The organism is Bradyrhizobium guangdongense, assembly GCF_006483445.1.
Classification (GTDB): domain Bacteria; phylum Pseudomonadota; class Alphaproteobacteria; order Rhizobiales; family Xanthobacteraceae; genus Bradyrhizobium; species Bradyrhizobium guangdongense_A.
The window spans coordinates 24542-44483 of the sequence record NZ_PPPT01000152.1; the positions used below are offsets into that span (position 1 = coordinate 24542).

A 19942-nucleotide genomic window follows, 5' to 3' on the forward strand; every position below is an offset into this window, starting at 1 on the left:
CTCATGAATTCCGACCTTTCACGCCCACAACTGAAGACAAGACGCGTCCATCTCGACACCGGCCGCGAGAACGTCATCGTCATCTCCAGGCAGTCGAAGGCGCTGCGCGCGGACATTTTTCGCGGTTTCAGCCGCGTCGAGCTCCGCTGCGATTCCCGGACGCTGCTCGCAACCCTGCTGATCACAGATGATGACGCGCTGGCCGGGCCCGACGAGATCGGCCTGTCCGAGCCTGCGTTCCGCCGTTTCGCCCAGCCCGTCGGCAGCCTCGTCACGGTGACGCCGGCTGCGGCGCCGGACAGCATGGAGGCGGTGCGCGCAAAGATCCGCGGCCAGACCTTGAGCCGCGCCGAGATCGGCGCCGTGATCGACGACCTCGCCCATTATCGCTACTCGGACATGGAGATCGCCGCTTTCCTGATCGGATCGGCGAGCTTCATCACATCCGATGAGCTGCTGGCCCTGACCGGCGCGATGGCAGAGGCCGGCACGCAACTGACATGGCCGTCACAGATCGTCGTCGACAAGCACTGCATCGGCGGCATTCCCGGCAACCGCACCTCGATGATCGTGGTGCCGATCGTGGCCGCCCACGGCCTGACCATCCCCAAGACGTCCTCCCGCGCCATCACCTCGCCCGCCGGCACAGCGGATACGATGGAAGTGCTGGCGCGCGTCAATATCGGCGTCGAGGAGATGAAGACGGTGGTTGCGGCCTGCAACGGCTGCATGATCTGGGGCGGGCACGTGAACCTGTCGCCCGCCGACGATATCCTGATCTCGGTCGAGCGTCCCCTGAGCCTCGACACGCGCGAGCAGATGGTCGCCTCGATCATGTCGAAGAAGATCGCGGCAGGCTCGACGCATCTCTTGATCGACATTCCGGTCGGGCCGACCGCCAAGGTGACAAGCGCGACGGAGGCGATGCGGCTGCGAAAGCTGTTTGAATTCGTCGGCGACCGTTTTGGCCGCAGCATCGAGGTCATCACGACGGATGGCAGCCAGCCGATCGGCACCGGCATCGGTCCGGTGCTCGAGGCCAATGACGTGATGGCGGTGCTCGGCAACGAACCGGACGCGCCGCGCGACCTGCGCGAGAAATCGCTGCGGCTCGCCGCGCATCTGCTCGACTGTGATCCGCAACTGCGCGGCGGCACCGGCTATGCACGGGCGCGCGAGCTGCTCGACAGCGGCGCGGCGATGAAGCAAATGCAGAAGATCATCGACGCGCAGGGGCCGTCGAAATGCGCGACCACACTCGGTCACCTCGCCTTCGACGTCAAGGCGACGCGCGACGGCGTGGTGTCCGCCATCGACTGCCTGCGGCTGAACCGGCTGGCGCGCACCGCCGGTGCGCCGGTCGACAAGGGCGCCGGCATCCGCCTGTTCAAGAAGATCGGCGACCGTGTCGAGCAGGGCGAGCCGCTGTACCGCGTCTATACGTTCGACCGTCCGGAGCACGATCTCGCGGCGAGTGCGACGGCTGCCGCATCAGGCTATTCGATCAACGGCCATGAGGCCTCCCAGGACAAGACGGCGCCGTGAGCGGGATCGCCTTCCAAAGCCTGCCGTTCGGCGGCGACGCCGCGAGGCGATTGGCGTCGCGGCTCGGGCTTCCCTGTCATGAGATCAGCCTTCACCGTTTCCCCGACGGCGAGCTGCGCGTCACCGTCGGTCCCGCGGCACCCACGACGATCCTCCATGCTTCCCTCGACCAGCCCAATGAGAAGCTGATCGCGCTGCTGTTTGCGGCGGAAGCGCTGCGACGCAACGGCGCGAAGCGGCTGGTCCTGGTCGCGCCCTATCTGTGCTACATGCGCCAGGATATTGCGTTTCACGCCGGCGAAGCCGTCAGCCAACGCGCGATCGGGCGCCTGCTTGCGACGATCATGGATCGCATCGTCACGGTCGACGCGCATCTGCACCGCACACCGGACATCAGCGCGGTATTTCCGGGGATCGAGGCGGAGAACCTGTCCGCGATGCCAGCGATGGCAACCGCGCTGGCCGAGGCCGGCGTCGATCCCGCCACGATGCTGATCGGGCCTGACGCAGAATCCGAGCCGTGGGTCAGCGATCTCGCCAGCCGGCTCGGATTGCAGCACATGGTGGCGCGCAAGACGCGTCGCGGAGATCGTTCCGTCGACATCGCATTCACCGACCGCGACCGGATCGCAGGGCGGCCGGCGCTGCTGGTGGACGATATCGTCTCCTCCGGCGGAACGCTGATGGTTGCGGCCAGGACGCTGACGGCGCTCGGCGCAAGCCGCGTCGATGCCGTCGTGACGCATGCGTTGTTTCCGCCCGAGATGGTAAAGACCTTCGCCGACGCCGGTATTCGCTCCATCCGTTCGACCGACAGCGTGCCGCATCCGACCAATGCGATTGCGCTCGACGCCGTTCTTGCCGCAGCGCTGCAGCGCGAACTGACTGCACCCCATCCGCCGGAGACAACGACATGAGCGTGACCGTTCGATTTTGCGGCGCCGCCCGCACCGTGACCGGCTCGAGCTATCTGTTCCAGACCGCGCACGGTCGCTTCCTGGTCGATTGCGGCCTGTTCCAGGGGCAGAAGACGCTGAAGGAGCTGAACTACGGCGCCTTTCCGTTCCGGCCCGCCGACATCGACGCGGTGCTGCTGACCCATGCGCATATCGATCACAGCGGCCTCCTGCCGAAACTCGTCCGCGGCGGCTTCGAGGGGCCGATCCTTGCCACGCGTGGCACCATCGATCTCTGCTCCTACATGCTGCCCGACGCCGGCAGCATCCAGGAATCCGAGGTCGCCGCGCTCAACCGGCGCAATGCGGCGCGTGGGCGCAGGGACGTCACGCCGATCTACACCCAGGCCGACGCCATCGCCGCGCTGCAATCGTTCAGGCCGGTCGCCTATGAAGACTGGGTCGGGGTGATATCAGGCGTCCGCGCCCGCTACTGGAACGCCGGGCATCTGCTCGGTTCCGCCTCGATCGAGCTCGAATTCGCCGGCGCGAACGGCGCGCGGCCGCTGCGCGTGCTGGTCTCCGGCGACGTCGGCCCAGAAGCAAAGCTGCTGCAGCCCGATCCGGAGGCACCATCGGATCTCGACTACGTCATCTCGGAAGCCACCTATGGCGACCGCGTCCGCGCGGTCACAACACCGGAAGAGCGCCGCCAGCATCTCGCCAGCGAAGTTCGCGACGCCGCAGCGGCCAAGGGCGCCCTCCTTATCCCCGCCTTCGCCGTCGAGCGGACGCAGGAGCTGATCGTCGATCTCGTCGACCTCATGGAGCGCGGCGAGGTTCCGGCGGCGCCGATCTTCCTGGACTCGCCTCTCGCGATCCATGCCACCGAGGTGTTTCGCGCGCACGCGGCAAGCCTCGATCCCACCGTCGACGTCAATCGCCTGCTCAATTCGCCGCATCTCAAATTCACCGAGACCGTGGACGAGAGCAAGGCGATCATGCGGCTGACGGGCTTTCACATCGTCATCGCCGCCAGCGGCATGTGCGACGCCGGCCGCATCCGCCATCATCTGAAGCGCTGGCTGTGGAACGAGCGCGCGACCGTGCTGCTCGCCGGCTTCCAGGCCAACGGCACGCTCGGCCGTTTCCTGCAGAACGGCGCCAAGGCGGTGCGGATCCAGGGCGAGGAGATCAGGGTCGCTGCGCGCATTCGCATGATCGACGAATATTCGGGGCATGCCGACGGCGCCAGCATGGCGCAGTGGATCGCCGCGCGCCGTCCGATCGCGCGCGGCCTGTTCCTTGTGCACGGCGAACAGGACGCCATTGCAGGCCTCGCGATGCGCGTGTCCGAGCGGATCATCCCGGCGGCAAGGATCTATCAGCCGGTGCTGGACGACATCTACGAGCTCTCAACCGCGGAGCCACGCGTGCTCGACGTCGATCATCGGCGCCGGCTGGCGAACGAGGCCGTCACGCAGCTCGACTGGCACAACGAGATGTCGGAGCTGATGCTCGACATCAACGACAAGATCGGCGCCGCCGCCGACGACCGCGCCCGCGGCGTCATCATCCGGCGATTGCGGCGAGCGCTGGCGGACGGCAGTTAGGACTCACCAGGTCGAACATCGAACACCGGTTCGTAGCTGTCGCCTGCCGCGTGGATATGCGCGCAGCGTTGGCCACGAAAATGGGCGGGAACGAGCAGCCGGCCGTTGTCGGCGGCCTCGGCGAAGATCTTGTGCCGCGTCTCGCCTCCCACCTTGGGATCGACGCATGTCCCGGTCGACAGGCCCGGCTGATATATCTGCAGCGGATTGTGTACGGCGTCGCCGCAGAACAGTGCGCGAGCTTGCGCGAAATCCACCGCGACACCCATCTGTCCTCTGGTATGCCCCGGCAGCGGCAGGAGCCGGAGCCCCGGACCCAGTTCATAGCCATCATCGACGAGATCGGCGCGGCCCGCCTCGACGATCGGAATGACGCTGTCTTCGAGCCCGCGCGCGTGCAACGGCAAAGCGCGGCCCGTCCTGAGCTGATCCAGCCAGTCGTTCAATTCGTTGCGACCGAAGAGATAGCGCGCATTGGGAAAGCTCGGCACCCAGCGGCCGTTCTCGCTTTGCGTGTTCCAGCCGACGTGATCGATATGCAGATGGGTGCAGAACACCAGATCGATGCTCGCGGGATCGACGCCGGCCCGCCGCAACCGGTCGAGAAAGCCGCTGCCGCGCCGCTGATGCCAGACGGGAATTTCGGGACGGTCCTTGCCCTCGCCGAGGCAACTGTCGATCAGGATCGTCATCGTCGCGGTCCGCAGCACAAAACTCTGGATCGCGAATCTGGCCATGCCCGTGGCGAGATCGAGGAAATCGGGCTCCAGGACGCCGCGGTGCTTCTTGATCAGCTCCGGATCGCGGTCGGGAAAGAAATCAGAGACGGGCATGGAAAAATCGTCATCATCGACGATGATGTCCACGATCGCCTCGCCGAGCGGAAAACGCATGACGGCTCCTCTCCTTCCGTTAGCGGTCGCGCCTTTTCCTCGACCATTGGCAGGTCATGACGGCGCGGCCAGGTTGAACGGTGACGACGATACATCGCCAGAGTAACATGCTATCTGATGTATCGTCGACGCGTGGGCAATTTGGGGAATGGGGGTATGGAAGTCGTCAGCCTGGTCCTTCCCGTGTTCGCGATCATCGTCACCGGCTGGCTCGCCGGCTCGGTCGGCTATCTCTCCCGCTCACTCGCCACGGGACTGGTGCATTTTGCCTACAATGTGGCGATGCCGGCGCTGCTGGTCGTCACGATCGCGCAGGAGCCGGCCCGCAATCTGCTGGAATGGCGGTTTCTGTTCGCCTTCGGCGGCGGCTCGCTGATCTGCTTTGCGCTCGTCTTCCTGGCGGTGCGCACGAGCGGCAAGCATGACCTTGCTTCCAGCACGATCTATGGCATGACGGCTGCGATGACCAATACCGGGTTCGTGGCGCTCCCGGTGCTGCACGCGATCTACGGCCAGCCTGCCGTGTTGCCGGCTGCGGTGGCCACCGTATTCGTCGCAGCCGTGATGTTTCCGATCACGGTCATTCTGCTGGAACGCAACGGCAAGCGCGAACCGTCCGCATCGTCGAGCGGACTGGTGCAGCAGATTTTGCTCAATCCGATGTTGCTGTCGACGCTGATCGGGCTTGCCTGGGCGATCGCGGGCCTGCCGATCCCGGCGCCGGTTGCAGCCTATCTCAACATCATCGCGGCCGCGCTTACGCCCTGCGCGCTGTTTGCCATCGGGCTAGGCCTGTCGATCGAAGGCCTGCGGGCGCACCTCACGACCTCGATCGCGTTGTCGGTCGTCAAGCTCGTGATCATGCCGCTGGTCGTCTACGGGCTCTGCGTGATCTCGGGCCTCAATTCGCTCTACACCGTCGCCGCCGTAATCTGCGCCGCCGTGCCGACCGCCAAGACCGTGTATGTTCTGGCGCACGAGCACGAGGTCGAGGAGCCGCTGGTCGCGGCCACGGTGTCGATGACCACGGCGCTGTCGGTGGGAACACTGCTGGTGGCGCTGTATCTGCTGTCCGGACTTGTGGCCGGGCGCGAGGTAACTGCGGCGCGCATGGCCACGCAAGTTGGCCTCCTAGCGCCAAGTTGCACGTTTGACAATAACACGCGACACGGGCGGAAAAACTGCATATAGTTGGTCTATTAAACCATTACCCTAATTCCATTTTTTCATCGACGGAGCGCATTTATGACTGATCCTTTGACGATTGGCAGTCTGGCCGTCTCGGCGCTTAGTATTGCAGCAAAGAAGGCACTTGAGGCGGGCGTTGGTGAAGTCATCAAGGACGCTTACGCGGGACTTAAGAGCAAGATTGCAGAGTGGTCCGGTACGGATTTGGCTGCTCTTGAGAAAGACCCCGATTCCAAAGGACGGCAACTGATCGTAGCGGAAGAGATCAACCGGCAACCCCCTGAGGTCCGAACCGAAATCAAAGCATTAGTGTTGGCGCTGAACGAGGCCCTCCGGAAGGCGGCGGAAGCCAATCCCATCGGCATCGACGTCCAACAAATTGAGGCCGCCAGCATCGCGCTGAAGGCAACAGACGTTCAGGGCGGCACCGGCATGAAGATTGGCACGGCAAAAACAACGGGAGCTTTCACGGCCGAGGTATCGAACGTGGGGGAATCCAAGCGGTAGCCGACAGGTCCCGGGCTGTTACCGCTTCAATCGCAGGGGCCCAGATTGGACAGGCCGACGTCGGTCGCGATCTGAACGTGGCTGTCTTTGTCGGAGAAGGCGCATTCCAGCTCCAAGCTTCAGCGCTGGGGCTTGAGCAGATGGCCGAGAGCGAGCCGAGTCTCGATTGGCTGGAGCCCTCGGACGCCTTGGATGACGGAGAACCAAATCTCTTCAGCCTTTTGACCTGGAACTACCGTCTCGTCGAGACTCTCCATGGTCGCGATGAGGACTTGCGTCGTATCCTCGAATGGGCGGAGAGCGGCTCGAAGACTGCGAGTGCGCGGCTGATTACGGGCGAAGGCGGCGCAGGCAAAACGCGGCTTGCCGCTGCGGCGGCGGCCATCTTGCGTGATAGAAGATGGACTGCAGGCTTCCTTCCAAGACATCGGGACAGGTTCAAATTCAAAATCGGACAGAAGGGCCTATTTCTTGTCATTGACTATCCCGAGGAGCAGCCCGACCGCACAAAAGCTATTCTAAAGGAATTAGCCGAACGCAAGACTGCGCCCTACCCGCTTCGGGTTCTTTTCGTGTCGCGGAGGTCATTTGCACAGTGGGAAGGCGAAACGACAATCCTCCAGGGGCGATTTGGTCGACACGAGATCGCTGCAGCCGCGCCGCTTGATGTTGCGAGTGGTCTCAAGCTTATCGAAGAAGCAACCGCAAAATTCGCCAAACTGGCCAAAAGGCCGGCGCCAGCTCTTCAATCAGCGGGAGCATGGCTTGAAGCTTCTCCAATGCATCGGTTGCCGCTTTATGCCACTTCCGCTGCTATCCACGCTGTCCTCTCGCCCAAGGCGGCTTTCAGCATCGGTGGAGGAGAGCTGCTGAAGAATCTTGGGCAGCGCGAAATTGACCGCGTGCGCCCGATGTCTGAGTCATTGGGGCTTGGTCGAAACGGCCTCGAAAATTTGCTTGCGCTTGGAGTCTTGGGCGATGGGCTCAATGAAGCAGCAGTGCGAAAGCTGACTGAGAGCGGAGCATGTGAGCAAACAGGAGATGCAGTCGAGACGCTCGCACTGACCCCGTGGTGGAGGAATGGTCGACTGGCTCGACTTGAGCCTGACGCGCCTGCGGCGGCGTTTCTCGATCTTGCGCTTTTCAGCATCGTTCCGCAAGGGCGCGAAGGTCTGACCAAGTGGTTATCCATTGCGCTGCACGAGAATGCCAGTTCATTCGGCAATCGCTTGGCGCGAGTATTGTATGACCTGCATACGTTACGCGGCGACGTAGGCTTGCACCCGCTCGACCAGCGGTTGGAAGAGATGCTTGCTCAAGAGCCGACACTCGCGGTTCAGTTTGCAGACCTGGCGGAAGCTAACGTTCCTTTTTGGGGAGCGAATTTTGCTACTCGCGTCGCGCTAATCTTAGCCGAGGCGAGTGAGAATCCTGCGTATGCTGCACTCTACTACAGTAATGCTTCAAGCTATCTGTCTGCGCTCGGACGCCAAGAAGAAGCGTTTGCGGCCGCGCAGGGGGCAGCCGATCGTTATCGCGTCCTCTCCGAGGCAGAGCCAGAGATCTTTGCGTCGGCTCTGGCCGGCTCACTGACAAATCTGGCCAATGTGTTGTCAGAGCTTGGGCACCGGGAGAAAGCTTATGCGGCTGCGCAGGAAGCTGTCGAACTCTATCGCTCTCTCGCCGACGCGACGCCCGAAATATTCACACCGTTTCTTGCGACTTCGCTGAACAACCTCGCCAATGGGCTGTCGGACCTTGGACACAAACAGGAAGCGCTCGCAGCGGCGCGAGAGGCAGTAGAGCTGCGGCGCGAGCTAGCCAGCAAGCGGCCCGACGCGTTCACACCGGATCTGGCAACTTCGCTAAACAATCTCGCCACTGTGCTGTCGGAGCTCAGACTCTGGGAGGACGCACTCGCGGCAGCGCAAGAGGCAGTGAAAATTCGCCGGGCGCTCGCCAATGCGCGGCCCGAGGCGTTCGCGCCAAACCTGGCTGGCTCGCTGAATAATCTAGCCCATTCACTGTCGAAGCTTGGACGCAAAGAGGAAGCGCTCGCGGCGGTGCAAGAAGCGGCCCATGTCCATCGCATACTTGCGGACGCGCGGCCGGAAGCGTTCGCACCGAAGCTGGCCGCCTCACTGAACAATCTGGCTTACTTGCTATCAGAGCTTGGACGCCCGGAGGAAGCGCTGGCCGCGATTCAGGAATCTGCGCATGTCTATCGCTCACTCGCTGATTTTCGACCCACAGCGTTCGAGCCGGACCTTGCGATGTCGCTGAACAATCTCGCTAATGCTCTCTGGAGAGTCGGAATGCCGGAGCAGGCGCTCGGTGCTGCGCGCGAGGCAACCGATCTCTATCGTGGGCTCGCCAGCACCGAGCCCATGGCCTTCAGTCCGGATTTAGCGATGTCGCTAAACAATCTGTTCAATATACTGTCGGGACTTGGACGCAAGCAAGAGGCCCTCGCAGCGGCGCAGGAGGCAGCAATGTTGATATCCGCGTACCCACCGAACAGGTAAAGAGCATTTGTTGCATGATCTGCTCGTCCTGCCGTACCGAGCATAAATTAACCGCCCGCGAGGACGCGCTGCATAGCTGACCTACCGCGACACGCGGCCGCGCGTGCTTTACGCTTCCGCAAATTCCTGATCCTCTCTGCATCAATCGACCGGACCAACCGGCCCGCGCCAGGGGAGAGAGACGCCATGAAGCTCGGCACTGCGATTGCGGAAATCATGCGGCGCGAGGGGATCGAGATCCTCTGCGGCTATCCCGTCAACCACCTGATCGAGTTTGCGGCCAAGGCCGACATCCGCCCGGTGATGGTGCGGCAGGAGCGCATCGGCATCCACATGGCGGATGCGATCTCCCGCGTCACCTCGGGTCGTTCGATCGGCGCCTTCTGCATGCAGCACGGGCCCGGCGCCGAGAACGCCATGGGCGGCGTCGCGCAATGCTTTGGCGAATCCGTTCCGGTGCTGGTGCTGCCGATGGGCTATCAGCGGCGCCTTGCGCATATCGAGCCGAACTTCAACTCTTCCGAGGCGATGAAGCCGTTCTCGAAGTCGTCCGAGCCGATCATCCTGGCTCCTGAAGTCGCCAACATCTTTCGCCGCGCCTTTACAAAACTGAAGAACGGCCGCGGCGGGCCTGTCATCGTCGAAATCCCCGCCGACATGTGGAACGAGGAGGTGCCGGAGCCGCTCGACTACACCCCGGTGCTGCGCACCCGCTACGGCGCCGACCCCGTCCATGTAAAGGAGGCGGCAAGCCTGCTCGTCAACGCCAGGCGCCCTGTGATCTATGCCGGTCAGGGCGTGCATTACGCGCAGGCCTGGCCGCAACTGAAGCAGCTCGCCGAACGGCTCGCGATCCCCGTCGTCACCAGCTTGGGGGGCAAATCGTCGTTCCCCGAAACGCACTCGCTCTCGCTCGGCTCAGGCGGCGTCGCGATGCCGCGCGCGGTGCCAAAATTCTTAGGTGAGGCGGACGTTATCTTCGGCATCGGCTGCTCCTTCACCGAAACCAGCTTTGGCGTGGCGATGCCGAAGGGCAAGACCATCATTCACTCCACGCTCGATCCGAACCATCTCAACAAGGATGTCGAGGCGAAGATCGGCCTGATCGGCGATGCCGGCCTCGTGCTCGATGCGCTGCTGGCGGAGATCGGCAAGACCGTCACCGCGAACCGCGACGCATCCGCAGTCGCCGCCGAGATCGCCGCCTCGCACAAGGAGTGGCTGGCAAAATGGATGCCCAAGCTCACCCACAATGACGCGCCGCTCAATCCCTACCGCGTGCTCTGGGATCTCCAGCATACCGTCGACATCCACAACACCATCATCACGCATGATGCCGGCAGCCCGCGCGACCAGCTCTCGCCGTTCTGGAAGGCGGTCGAGCCGCTCTCTTATCTCGGCTGGGGCAAGACGACCCAGCTCGGCTACGGCCTCGGGCTTGCGATGGGCGCAAAACTCGCAAAGCCGGACAAGCTCTGCATCAACGTCTGGGGCGATGCCGCGATCGGCTTCACCGGTATGGATTTCGAGACCGCGGTGCGCGAGCGTATTCCGATCATGTCGATCCTGCTCAATAACTTCTCGATGGCGATCGAGCTCAAGGTGATTTCGATCTCGACCGAAAAATATCGCTCCACCGATATTTCCGGCGACTACGCTGCGATGGCGCGGGCCTTCGGCGGCTATGGCGAGCGCGTCACAAAGCCGGAGGACATCATCCCTGCCATCAGGCGCGGCATCCAGAAGACCAGGGAAGGCGTCCCGGTGCTGCTGGAGTTTATCACCAGCAAGGAGACCGAGGTGTCGCGGCCGGGGACCTGAGCCGTACCAAAGGACACCCGGATACCCCAAGGATAGCGCTGGCGGGGACCGATCGAGGATGGAATAATCCGGCTTTCAGCGATTGGGCTCGGCCCCTTAAGGCACCGTGCCACTTGGATTTTTGGAATGACCGCCCTTCCGCAGGACGTGGTGGCCGAGCTCAAAGCCAGAATTGCCGAGCTCGAGCAGAAGTTGCAGGCGAGTGCCACCCAGCGCGACCAGGCGCTGGCCCGCCAGGTCGCGGCGGAGAACGAAGCCGCGCGGCTGCGCGGCACCCTCGACGTTTGGCGCGACCGCCGCAATGCCAGCGCGGACATTATCGCTGCCATCGCCAATGCGCCGGGTGATGCCCGCCGCGTCCTCCACCAAATTGCCGAGACCTCGGCCCGCCTGTTCGGCGCGCCGAGCGCCACCATTCATATCGCAGAGGGCGACGGCTGGGCCGAAACTATTCGTGTCGGCGAGAGCTCGCAGCGTGTCGGCGCCGGCGTTCCGGACTCACAACTCAAGATCGGCGGCCGCAACATGCCCGGCGTTATCGTGGCCGAGAACCGCCAGGTCCACGTTCCCGATCTCGACAATGTCGATCCCGCGATTGCCGATTGGCCCGGCCTGCCCTTCGCGCGCGCCGGCGGGACGCGGTCGATGTCGGGATCGCCGCTACGCCGCGAATGCAAGGCGATCGGCGCGTTGATCGTCTACCGCGATCGGCTCCAGCCATTCTCCGACGAGGAGATGGCGCTCCAACAGATCTTTGCCGATCAGGCAGCAATCGCAATCGAGAATGCGCGGCTGTTCAACCAGACCCGGAGCGCACTCGAACGACAGAACGCAAGCGCCGAGATCCTGCGCACCATTGCCAGTTCGCCGGGCGATGCGACCCGTGCACTACAGCAGATCGCCGAGACCAGCGCCCGGCTGTTCGACGCGCCCAGCACCTCGATCCAACTCGCGGAAAACGGCGAATGGGGCGAAGCCTACCGCGTCGGCACCAGCGCGCAGCATATCCGCACGACCGTTCCCCTCACCCAGATCACCGTCGGCGGCAAGAACATGCCGGGCCAGGTGATCACCCGCAACGAGCAGATCAACATTCCCGATCTCGACCACACAGATCCCTCGATGTCGGAATGGCCGGGCCTGCCGCTGGCGCGCGCCGCCGGCACCCGCACGATGTGCGGCACGCCGCTGCGCCGCGACGACAAGGCGATCGGTGCGCTGATCGTCTACCGAGACAAGCCGCAGCCGTTCACACCGGAAGAGCTGGCGCTGCAGCAGAGTTTTGCGGACCAGGCCGTCATAGCGATCGAGAACGCGCGACTGTTCAACGAAACGCGCGAAGCCTTGGAGCGGCAGACCGCGACGGCCGACATCCTGAAGGTAATTGCCTCCTCGCCCTCCGACGTCCAGCCGGTGTTCGAGGCGATCGCAACCAGCGCCAAGCGGCTTATCGGCGGCTTTTCGACGGCGGTGTTCCGGTTCGTCGAAGGAATCGCGCATCTGGCGGCCTTCACGCCGACGAGCTTTGAAGCCGATGAGGTGCTGAAGGCGGGATTCCCCAGCCCGGTCGACAACTTCGAACCGTTCAAGCTGGCGCAGGGCGGCAAGCCGGTCCAGATCCCCGATATCGAGACGCTTCCGGGCTCGCAGATCAAGGAGATCGCGCGGGCGCGCGGCTTTCGCAGCATGCTGTTCGCGCCATTGATGAGCAATGGTTCACCGATCGGGCTGATCAGCGTCACGCGGCTCGAGTCCGGGTCTTTCACCGATCACCACGTGCAGCTGCTACAGACGTTCTCCGACCAGGCGGTGATCGCGATCGAGAACGTTCGCCTGTTCGAGCAGGTGCAGGCGCGAACGCTCGAGCTTACGGAATCGCTGGAGCAGCAGACCGCAACGTCGGAGGTGCTGAGCGTCATCAGCCGATCGGCCGGCGATCTCGCGCCGGTCTTCGAGGCGATGCTCAGCAGGGCCATGCAGCTCTGCGGCGCCAGTTTCGGGGTGCTCAACACCTATGACGGCGCACAATTCCACACCGCGGCAACTTATGGGCTGCCCCCGGCTTACGATGAGTTTCGGCGCATGCAGCCCCTCGACTATGGTCCAGCCACCGCGCCCGCGCGCCTGTTGCAAGGTGAGACGTTCGTCGAAATCGCCGACCTGGTCGAATCGGACGCCTATCGCGCCGGAGAGCGGAACCGACGGGCGCTGGTCGATCTCGGCGGCGCCCGCTGCCTGCTCGCGGTGCCGTTGCTCCGGGACGGGCACGTGGTCGGCACCGTCATGATCTTCAGGCAGGAGAACCGACCGTTCTCGGAGAAACAGATCACCTTGCTGAAACAGTTCGCGGCACAGGCCGTGATCGCGATTGAAAATACGCGGCTTCTCAGGGAACTCCGGCAACGGACCGACGACCTTTCACAATCCCTCGACGATTTGCGTGCCGCGCAGGATCGTCTCGTGCAGACCGAAAAGCTCGCCTCTCTCGGCCAGCTGACCGCCGGCATCGCGCACGAGATCAAGAACCCGCTCAACTTCGTCAACAATTTTGCCGCGCTGTCGGCCGAGCTCACCGGCGAGCTCAACGACCTGCTCGCCTCCGCGACCGTCGCCGACGACCTCCGCGGCGAAGTCGACGAGTTGACCGGTTTGTTGAGGGACAACCTTGCAAAGGTGGTTCAGCACGGCAAGCGCGCCGATTCCATCGTCAAGAACATGCTGCTGCATTCCCGCGAAGGCAGCGGCGAGCACCGGCCGACCGATATCAACGCGCTGGTCGAGGAGAGCCTCAACCTCGCCTATCACGGCGCACGCGCCGAGAAGCCGCAGTTCAATGTCATGATCGAGCGGAACCTCGATCCCGCGGCCGGAGCAATCGAGGTTTTTCCGCAGGAGATCACCCGCGTGCTCCTGAACCTCATCTCCAACGGATTCTATGCCGTCGCCAAGCGGCGCGGCGAAACTGCTGGTGGCTTCGAGCCTGTGCTGAGCGCCACGACTCGGGCGCGCGGCGACGCCGTCGAGATCCGCATCCGCGATAACGGCACCGGAATCCCGCAGGACGTCCAGGAGAAGATGTTCAACCCCTTCTTCACGACCAAGCCCGCTGGCGAAGGCACCGGTCTCGGTCTATCCATGAGCCACGACATCATCGTGAAACAACATGGTGGCACGATCGAAGTCGATACTCTGCCGGGCGCGTTTACCGAGTTTACGATCCGATTGCCGCGTAAAAGCAATTTTTCAGACAAGACCAGAGGTTAGCCGTGACTGTGATGGTTCTCGTGGTGGACGACGAGCCCGATGTGGAGGCCTTGTTCCGCCAGCAATTTCGCCGCGATCTTCGCGCTCAACGCTTCGTGATGGATTTTGCCAACTCGGCCGCGGACGCGCTGGCCCGTGTTGCCAACAATATCGGGCAGTCGCTGATCCTGATCCTCTCCGACATCAACATGCCCGGGATGACCGGGCTGGAGATGCTGCCGAAGGTGAAGGAGATCCGCCCCGAGGTGCCCGTGATCATGATCACGGCCTATGGCGACACGGACACCAAGCGCAAGGCGCTGGAAAGCGGTGCGACCGGGCTGTTGACCAAGCCGATCGATTTCGCGCTGCTGCGCGAGGAGATCGACGCGCGGTTGGCGCAGGCGGGCTAGCTGGACTCTGCGGAACGGGTTTCCCTATTTCGCAAGTCCCTCCACCACATCCCGCACCAGACCGACCATGAGCTCGAGCTTGTAGCCCGTCATCGGCAGCGGCTTCGCGCCTGACGTCGCAAGCTGCGCGGCCTGCGCGACGATCTCGGCAGTTGCCGGCTTGCCTTCCAGCGCCGCTTCGCAGGCGGTGAGCCGCAGCGGCACCGGCGCAATCCCGCCGGCCGCGATGCGGACATTGCGGAAAGTGCCGCCGGACAGCACGGCGCGCGCGCAGATCTCGACCAGCGGCCACTCCGCATAGGTGCGGCTGATGGCGCGCTTGTAATGCGCGCGTTCGGACGCCTGCGGCAGGGGAAGCGCGATGGCTTCGATCTTTTCGCCCGGGGCAAGCAGATGATCTGCCGCGCCGTTGCCGCCGTCACCGAGCAGATCGGGGATCGACAAGCGGTTGCGCCGGTCCGTCGCAACGGTCGCATCATAGGCGAGCAGCGCCATCGCCATGGTCGAGGGATGCGGCGCCACGCAGGGACCGAGATCGAAAGCGGCGTGATAGAGATGATTGCCCGATCGCGCCGGACAATCCGAGCCGCCCTTCTTCAGACAGTCGATCTGCGGATTGCGGAAATACCAACAGCGGGAGCGCTGGGCGAGGTTGCCGCCGAGCGTTGCCAGATGCCGGATCTGCGGCGTGGCGAGGCCCTGTGCGGCCGCGGCGATACCGGGATAGGCATCGCGGATGCGCGCGTCGGCAGCGATTGCCGCGATCGTGGTGAAGGCGCCGATGCGGGCCGAGCCGTCGGCAGCCCACTCGATCGTGCCTGATATGGCCGCGAGATCGACGATGGGTCCGCGGGACACGCCGCTGCGCCGGCGCTCCGAGATGTCAGTGCCGGCGGCGCGGAATTCGGATGCAGCATCCATGGTTGCTGACAAGGGGCTCATGCCGCGGTCCTCCCCTTCAGCGCTGCGACGATGCGATCGGGCCGGATTGGAATTTCGGTCAGCCGAACGCCGATCGCATCGAAGATCGCGTTCGCGACCGCGGGCGACGTCGGCACCGTCGCCACCTCGCCGATGCCGACGCTGTTGCCGACCACGTGATCGAATCCACCCTCGTCGAAATGCACGCCGATCTCGGGCGTGTCGGCAATGCCGGGGATGCGATAATCCTCCATGCCGCCAGTCAATACGTCGCCGCTGCGCGGATCGATCTCGCGCGCCTCGTAGAGCGCGTAGCCGAGCCCCTGGATGACGGCGCCGCAGGCCTGGTTGTGCGCGAGCTGAGGCGCCGCAATCTTTCCGACCGCGATCCCCGTATGCACCTTCAGCACGCGCACGTGGCCGAGCCAGGTGTCGACCTCGACCTCGATCACCTGCACCGAGCTCGGCACGCCCGCGCCGATCACGATGTTCGAGTTGCGGCGCATCATCCAGCCGAAGATGATGCCGAGCAGCCCGAGGTCTTTCAGCGGTGAGCGGACGCCGGGCGCCGTGTTCTTTCCGTCTTCGCCGCGGGTCTCCGTGATGGCGATGTCGGCCGAACGCGCGATCAGCTCGCGCCACGGCGCATTGGAGCCGGGCGCGGGCTTGCGCGTGGCCTGGGCGAGGATCGCGGCCTTCAGTTTCTCGATCGCCTGGAGTGTCGGCGGCATCAAAGAGGCTGTGACGCGGCTGCCGCCGGCGCCAGGACCTTCCGGCAGCACGGAATCGCCGATGCGTACCTCGATCTCACCGGGCTCGAGATCGAACTCGCGTGCCAGCGTATCGGCCAGCACGCTGCGGATGCCGGTGCCGATATCCTGCGTCGCGGTCGACACCACGATGCGTCCGCCCTTCACTGCAACCTCGACCTTCACCTTGGGCTGCCAGAGATAGAACCAGTAGCCGGTCGCAACACCAACGCCGCGGCGATAGCGGCCGGTTTGCGAAGCTGGCCGATTGCGCCGAGAGTCGCGCCAGGTATCGAGCCCGAGAGCCCAGTCATAAAGCCGCTGGCGGTTGGGATCCGGATCCCAGCGCTTGCGCAAGGCGATCGGATCGATCTTGAGCCTCAGCGCGGCCTCATCGACCGCCTGCTCCACTGCGAACGACATCGGCGGACCGCCGGGGCCGCGGAACGCCGCCCCCGGCGGCAGGTTGCTGATGACGTCGAAATCCGACAGCTCCTTGGCCTCGGCGGGATACATCAGCCGCGCCAGGCCCGCGATCGTCGAGTTGATCGCCGCCCCCGTGTCGGCATGCGCGATGACCGAAAGGGCCTTCAGCCCGCCTTCCGCGGAGGGAAGCAACGCGACCTTCACTTCGGCGGCGGGGCGATAGCCGGCCACCGACAATTCCTCATGACGATCATAGGCCACCCGCACCGGCGCCTTCGCCGCGCGCGCGAGCTCGACGGCCGCAATCGCTTCGGTGCCGATGCTCGCCTTCGAGCCAAAACCGCCACCGACATGGTCAGCGATCACGCGGATATTGGAGGGCTCAAGCTTGAAGCGCTTTGCGAGCTGATCCCTGAGATGCACCACCCATTGCGACGAGGCGTGCACGGTCAGTCGGTCGCCGTCGAAACGCGCAACCGCGGCGTGGGGTTCGAGACAGGTATGCTGCTGCGTACCGGTGCGGAACGTACCTTCGAACAGTAGCGGGCTGCTGGCCTGACGCGCCTCGTTCACCCAGTTGCGCGCCTTCTTGGCGCGGTTGGCAAACACCGAGGTCGGACCGCGGATGTTTTGCTTCCATGGCGCGGGCCCACCGGCCGCTTCCGACACGTTGCCGGCCTTCTTGCGGCTGGAACGATCGAACACCACGGGCGCATCTTCCTTCCGTGCAGCATCGAGCCCGATCACCGCCGGCAGTTTTTCGCTGGTGACCTTGATCGCTGCAAGTGCGGCGAGCGCGCTTCGGCGGTCCTTCGCCGCGACCGCCGCGATCGGTTCGCCGACATAGCGCACGACGCGATCCTCGGACAGCAGCGACACCACGGTGACGCCGGGCAGTGCCTGCGCGGGCGCCAGATCGAGCGCGCTGATGCGCGCATGCGCATGCTGCGAACGCAAGATCACGCCCTCGAGTTGCCCGTCATGTTTGATGTCAACGGTGTATTTGGCTGCGCCCGTCACCTTGGCGCGCGCCTCGATGCGGGGACTTGCAAAATTTTCGCCGTCGAAGCGGCCGGCACAGGCATCGGCCACGGCACGGTAGATCGCATCATAGGCGCCGCAGCGACAGAGATGGCCTGACAGCGCAGCAGCGATTTCCTCGCGCGATGGCACCGCGCTCGCGTTCGCTGCGCGCCAGCGATCGCAGAACGCGGCCGCCTCCACGACGAAACCCGGCGTGCAGAAGCCGCATTGCAGGGCGTCATGCGCCATGAACGCCTTCTGCACCGGATGCAGATTGTTAGCGCCGATGCCCTCCACCGTCGTCACAGATTTGCCAGCCACGGCGCGCGCCGGCATCAGACAGCTCGTCACCGGCACGCCGTCGACGAGCACGGTGCAGGCGCCGCAGACGCCGCCGCCGCAGACGAGTTTTGTGCCGGTGAGACCAAGTTGGTCGCGCACAACGTCGATCAGCATCGCGTCGGGATCGTCGGACAGGGTTTCGACGCGGCCGTTGATGGTCGTCGTGCTCATGAACGTGCTCCAGCCTTGCTGCGTGACGATCTTGCTCTGATTCCGGCCTTGCCGGACGGCGCGTCCTGCGATCTCGGCACGGCGCCCGCGCAGAGCGTCCGCACCATCAGCGCCATGTCCTTCAAGAACGCGTCTACAGGCTGCATCGCCGGGTGCTGCGATTTCGATCCGTGCACCGCCATCTCGACGAGACGCGCGAACTCGACCGGCGACAGGCCTTGCGGCAGCGCGAGTTTTTGCTTGCGCGCGACCCGCGTGATCGTCGCGACCAGCCGTTCCGCATAGACCGTCGAAAATTTCTGGTAGAGGTCGCGCCCATGCACGAGGTGTTCGGAATAGAGCTCCTCGATATGCGGCGAACCGTCGAAGGAGCCGATCATGGCCCGCATCCGCGCCGTCATGCCGGCGACAAGAATGTCGGCGAAGCCTGCCCCCGCCTTCTCCGCATCGTTGATCGCACTTTCTTCGGCGGCAATCGCGGTCTCGTGCACGCGCGCGATGACGGCGCGGAACAACGCTTCCTTGGATTCGAAGTGATGATAGAGCGCCTGCCGCGTCAGGCCGGCGGCCTCGGCCACCTGCTCGATCGAGGAGCGGCGAAAGCCGTGCCGGCGGAACACCAGCATGGTGGCATCGAGAATGCGGGTCTTCGGTCCCATTTGTCGAACTTTACACAATCAGGAAAAATGTCAAATCCCGATTTGGTGAGGGACGCCTTGCCCCGGTTGAGAACGGCGCCGGTTGTGCGATAGTCGCCTTACGACCGGTTGGCCGTGTCGTTTAGGAAATCGCGCAAGTGGGCGTCGTCGGGAATTCGGTGCGGATTGTCAGGCGGCAGATGCAGTCGCTGTCCGGCGTCGGCATCGTACTGGGCGGTCTCTTCTTCGCGGCGGCGCTGACGCCGACGCTGGTGCCGCGGAGCTATCTCACGCAAGGCGCACTTGCCGGCGCCTGCTTTGCGATCGGCTACGGCGCCGGCATCTTCTGGCGCTGGCTGTGGCATTACCTCGAACTGCCCGAGCCGTCCGAGCGCATTCGGTCGACGACCAATCTGTTGATCGCTGGTGCCTGCCTGGCCGTCGTCGTCATTTATCTCTGGCGCGCAGCGGAATGGCAGAACTCAATCCGAACTGTGATGAAGATGGAGCCGGTCGAAAGCGCCCATCCCTTCAAGGTCTGCGCGATCGCGCTTCTCACGTTCTTTGCGCTCCTGCTGCTGGGACGTTTGTTCAGGCTCGTGACGAGCTTCCTCGCCGCGCGCAGCCGGCGCTTCATTCCACGGAAGGTCGCCAATGTTCTTGGCGTGCTCGTCGCCGGCCTGCTGTTCTGGTCGATCGCCAGCAACGTCCTGATCCGCACAGCGTTCAACGTGCTGGATTCCTCCTTTCGCGAACTCGATATCTTGTTCGAGCCCGAGCGGCCGCAGCCGACCACGTCCGATCGGACGGGAAGCAAGGCATCGCTGGTGAATTGGAAGGAACTCGGGCGCATGGGACGCCGGTTTATTGCCTCGGGTCCGACCGCAGCCGAGATCAGTGCCATCACGGGACGGGCCGCGCGTGACCCCGTGCGCGTCTATGTCGGTCTGGCCAGCCGCGACACGGCGCAGGCGCGTGCCAAGCTTGCGCTCGAAGAGCTCAAGCGGCAGCACGCGCCTGCGCCGTGT

Annotated in this window: 14 protein-coding genes; 10 read left to right on the plus strand and 4 right to left on the minus strand. The window is 64.1% G+C overall.

What is annotated here, in order from left to right:
- The first annotated feature begins 3 nt into the window (after positions 1 to 3).
- From C2U70_RS21650 to C2U70_RS21660, 3 genes are read left to right on the plus strand one after another with little or no spacing between them, the layout of a single operon-like run.
- Positions 4 to 1545 (plus strand): thymidine phosphorylase family protein, encoded by a 1542-nt coding sequence (locus tag C2U70_RS21650; RefSeq protein WP_140980446.1) that lies wholly within the window; start codon positions 4 to 6, stop codon positions 1543 to 1545.
- Positions 1542 to 2462: a ribose-phosphate pyrophosphokinase gene (locus C2U70_RS21655; protein WP_140980447.1), complete on the plus strand. Its 921-nt coding sequence runs from the start codon at positions 1542 to 1544 to the stop codon at positions 2460 to 2462. The genes C2U70_RS21650 and C2U70_RS21655 overlap by 4 nt, the downstream gene beginning before the upstream one ends.
- Positions 2459 to 4054 carry an MBL fold metallo-hydrolase gene (locus C2U70_RS21660; protein WP_140980448.1) on the plus strand — a complete coding sequence of 532 codons (1596 nt, stop codon included), beginning with the start codon at positions 2459 to 2461 and terminating at the stop codon, positions 4052 to 4054. Before C2U70_RS21655 ends, C2U70_RS21660 begins: the two co-directional genes overlap by 4 nt.
- On the opposite strand, the gene C2U70_RS21665 is transcribed toward C2U70_RS21660, so the two are convergent.
- Positions 4051 to 4947, minus strand: a complete 897-nt coding sequence (locus C2U70_RS21665; protein WP_140980449.1) for an MBL fold metallo-hydrolase — start codon at positions 4945 to 4947, stop codon at positions 4051 to 4053. The genes C2U70_RS21660 and C2U70_RS21665 overlap by 4 nt on opposite strands.
- A 156-nt stretch (positions 4948 to 5103) precedes the next feature.
- Between C2U70_RS21665 and C2U70_RS21670 the strand changes: the two genes are divergently transcribed.
- The 6 genes from C2U70_RS21670 to C2U70_RS21695 all read left to right on the plus strand — a co-directional run bounded on the left by C2U70_RS21670 (position 5104) and on the right by C2U70_RS21695 (position 14644).
- Positions 5104 to 6138 carry an AEC family transporter gene (locus C2U70_RS21670; RefSeq protein WP_140980450.1) on the plus strand — a complete coding sequence of 345 codons (1035 nt, stop codon included), beginning with the start codon at positions 5104 to 5106 and terminating at the stop codon, positions 6136 to 6138.
- Between the two features lie 54 nt (positions 6139 to 6192).
- Positions 6193 to 6642: a hypothetical protein gene (locus tag C2U70_RS21675; RefSeq protein ID WP_140980451.1), complete on the plus strand. Its 450-nt coding sequence runs from the start codon at positions 6193 to 6195 to the stop codon at positions 6640 to 6642.
- A 77-nt stretch (positions 6643 to 6719) separates the two neighbouring features.
- Positions 6720 to 9167 (plus strand): tetratricopeptide repeat protein, encoded by a 2448-nt coding sequence (locus C2U70_RS21680; protein ID WP_140980452.1) that lies wholly within the window; start codon positions 6720 to 6722, stop codon positions 9165 to 9167.
- A gap of 144 nt (positions 9168 to 9311) precedes the next feature.
- Entirely contained in the window at positions 9312 to 10988 is a 1677-nt protein-coding gene (locus tag C2U70_RS21685; protein WP_283810396.1) for a thiamine pyrophosphate-requiring protein, read from the plus strand.
- A 126-nt stretch (positions 10989 to 11114) separates the two neighbouring features.
- Positions 11115 to 14252 carry a GAF domain-containing sensor histidine kinase gene (locus C2U70_RS21690; RefSeq protein WP_140980454.1) on the plus strand — a complete coding sequence of 1046 codons (3138 nt, stop codon included), beginning with the start codon at positions 11115 to 11117 and terminating at the stop codon, positions 14250 to 14252.
- Between the two features lie 2 nt (positions 14253 to 14254).
- Complete coding sequence (locus tag C2U70_RS21695) at positions 14255 to 14644, plus strand: response regulator (protein ID WP_140980455.1); 390 nt, start codon at positions 14255 to 14257, stop codon at positions 14642 to 14644.
- 24 nt (positions 14645 to 14668) lie between these two features.
- Here C2U70_RS21695 and C2U70_RS21700 read toward each other — a convergent pair whose 3' ends face one another.
- From C2U70_RS21700 to C2U70_RS21710, 3 genes are read right to left on the minus strand one after another with little or no spacing between them, the layout of a single operon-like run.
- The gene (locus tag C2U70_RS21700; RefSeq protein ID WP_140980456.1) at positions 14669 to 15586 is read right to left on the minus strand and encodes an FAD binding domain-containing protein; all 918 of its coding nucleotides are present in this window, start codon (positions 15584 to 15586) and stop codon (positions 14669 to 14671) included.
- A complete protein-coding gene (locus tag C2U70_RS21705; RefSeq protein WP_140980457.1) occupies positions 15583 to 18276 on the minus strand; it encodes a molybdopterin-dependent oxidoreductase in 2694 nt (897 codons plus the stop codon). The genes C2U70_RS21700 and C2U70_RS21705 overlap by 4 nt, the downstream gene beginning before the upstream one ends.
- Positions 18273 to 18935, minus strand: coding sequence for a TetR/AcrR family transcriptional regulator (locus tag C2U70_RS21710; RefSeq protein WP_140980458.1), 663 nt, complete (start codon positions 18933 to 18935; stop codon positions 18273 to 18275). Before C2U70_RS21710 ends, C2U70_RS21705 begins: the two co-directional genes overlap by 4 nt.
- Positions 18936 to 19072: 137 nt before the next feature.
- Between C2U70_RS21710 and C2U70_RS21715 the strand changes: the two genes are divergently transcribed.
- On the plus strand, positions 19073 to 19942 hold an 870-nt coding region (locus C2U70_RS21715), incomplete at its 3' end, for an alpha/beta-hydrolase N-terminal domain-containing protein (RefSeq protein ID WP_433960697.1).

What these genes read in the sequence shown, in the direction of transcription:
- C2U70_RS21650 (WP_140980446.1), top strand. Translation starts at nt 4, where the DNA reads ATGAATTCCGACCTTTCACGCCCACAACTGAAGACAAGACGCGTCCAT.
- C2U70_RS21660 (WP_140980448.1), top strand. Translation starts at nt 2,459, where the DNA reads ATGAGCGTGACCGTTCGATTTTGCGGCGCCGCCCGCACCGTGACCGGC.
- C2U70_RS21665 (WP_140980449.1), bottom strand. Translation starts at nt 4,947, where the DNA reads ATGCGTTTTCCGCTCGGCGAGGCGATCGTGGACATCATCGTCGATGAT.
- C2U70_RS21670 (WP_140980450.1), top strand. Translation starts at nt 5,104, where the DNA reads ATGGAAGTCGTCAGCCTGGTCCTTCCCGTGTTCGCGATCATCGTCACC.
- C2U70_RS21675 (WP_140980451.1), top strand. Translation starts at nt 6,193, where the DNA reads ATGACTGATCCTTTGACGATTGGCAGTCTGGCCGTCTCGGCGCTTAGT.
- C2U70_RS21690 (WP_140980454.1), top strand. Translation starts at nt 11,115, where the DNA reads ATGACCGCCCTTCCGCAGGACGTGGTGGCCGAGCTCAAAGCCAGAATT.
- C2U70_RS21700 (WP_140980456.1), bottom strand. Translation starts at nt 15,586, where the DNA reads ATGAGCCCCTTGTCAGCAACCATGGATGCTGCATCCGAATTCCGCGCC.
- C2U70_RS21705 (WP_140980457.1), bottom strand. Translation starts at nt 18,276, where the DNA reads ATGAGCACGACGACCATCAACGGCCGCGTCGAAACCCTGTCCGACGAT.
- C2U70_RS21710 (WP_140980458.1), bottom strand. Translation starts at nt 18,935, where the DNA reads ATGGGACCGAAGACCCGCATTCTCGATGCCACCATGCTGGTGTTCCGC.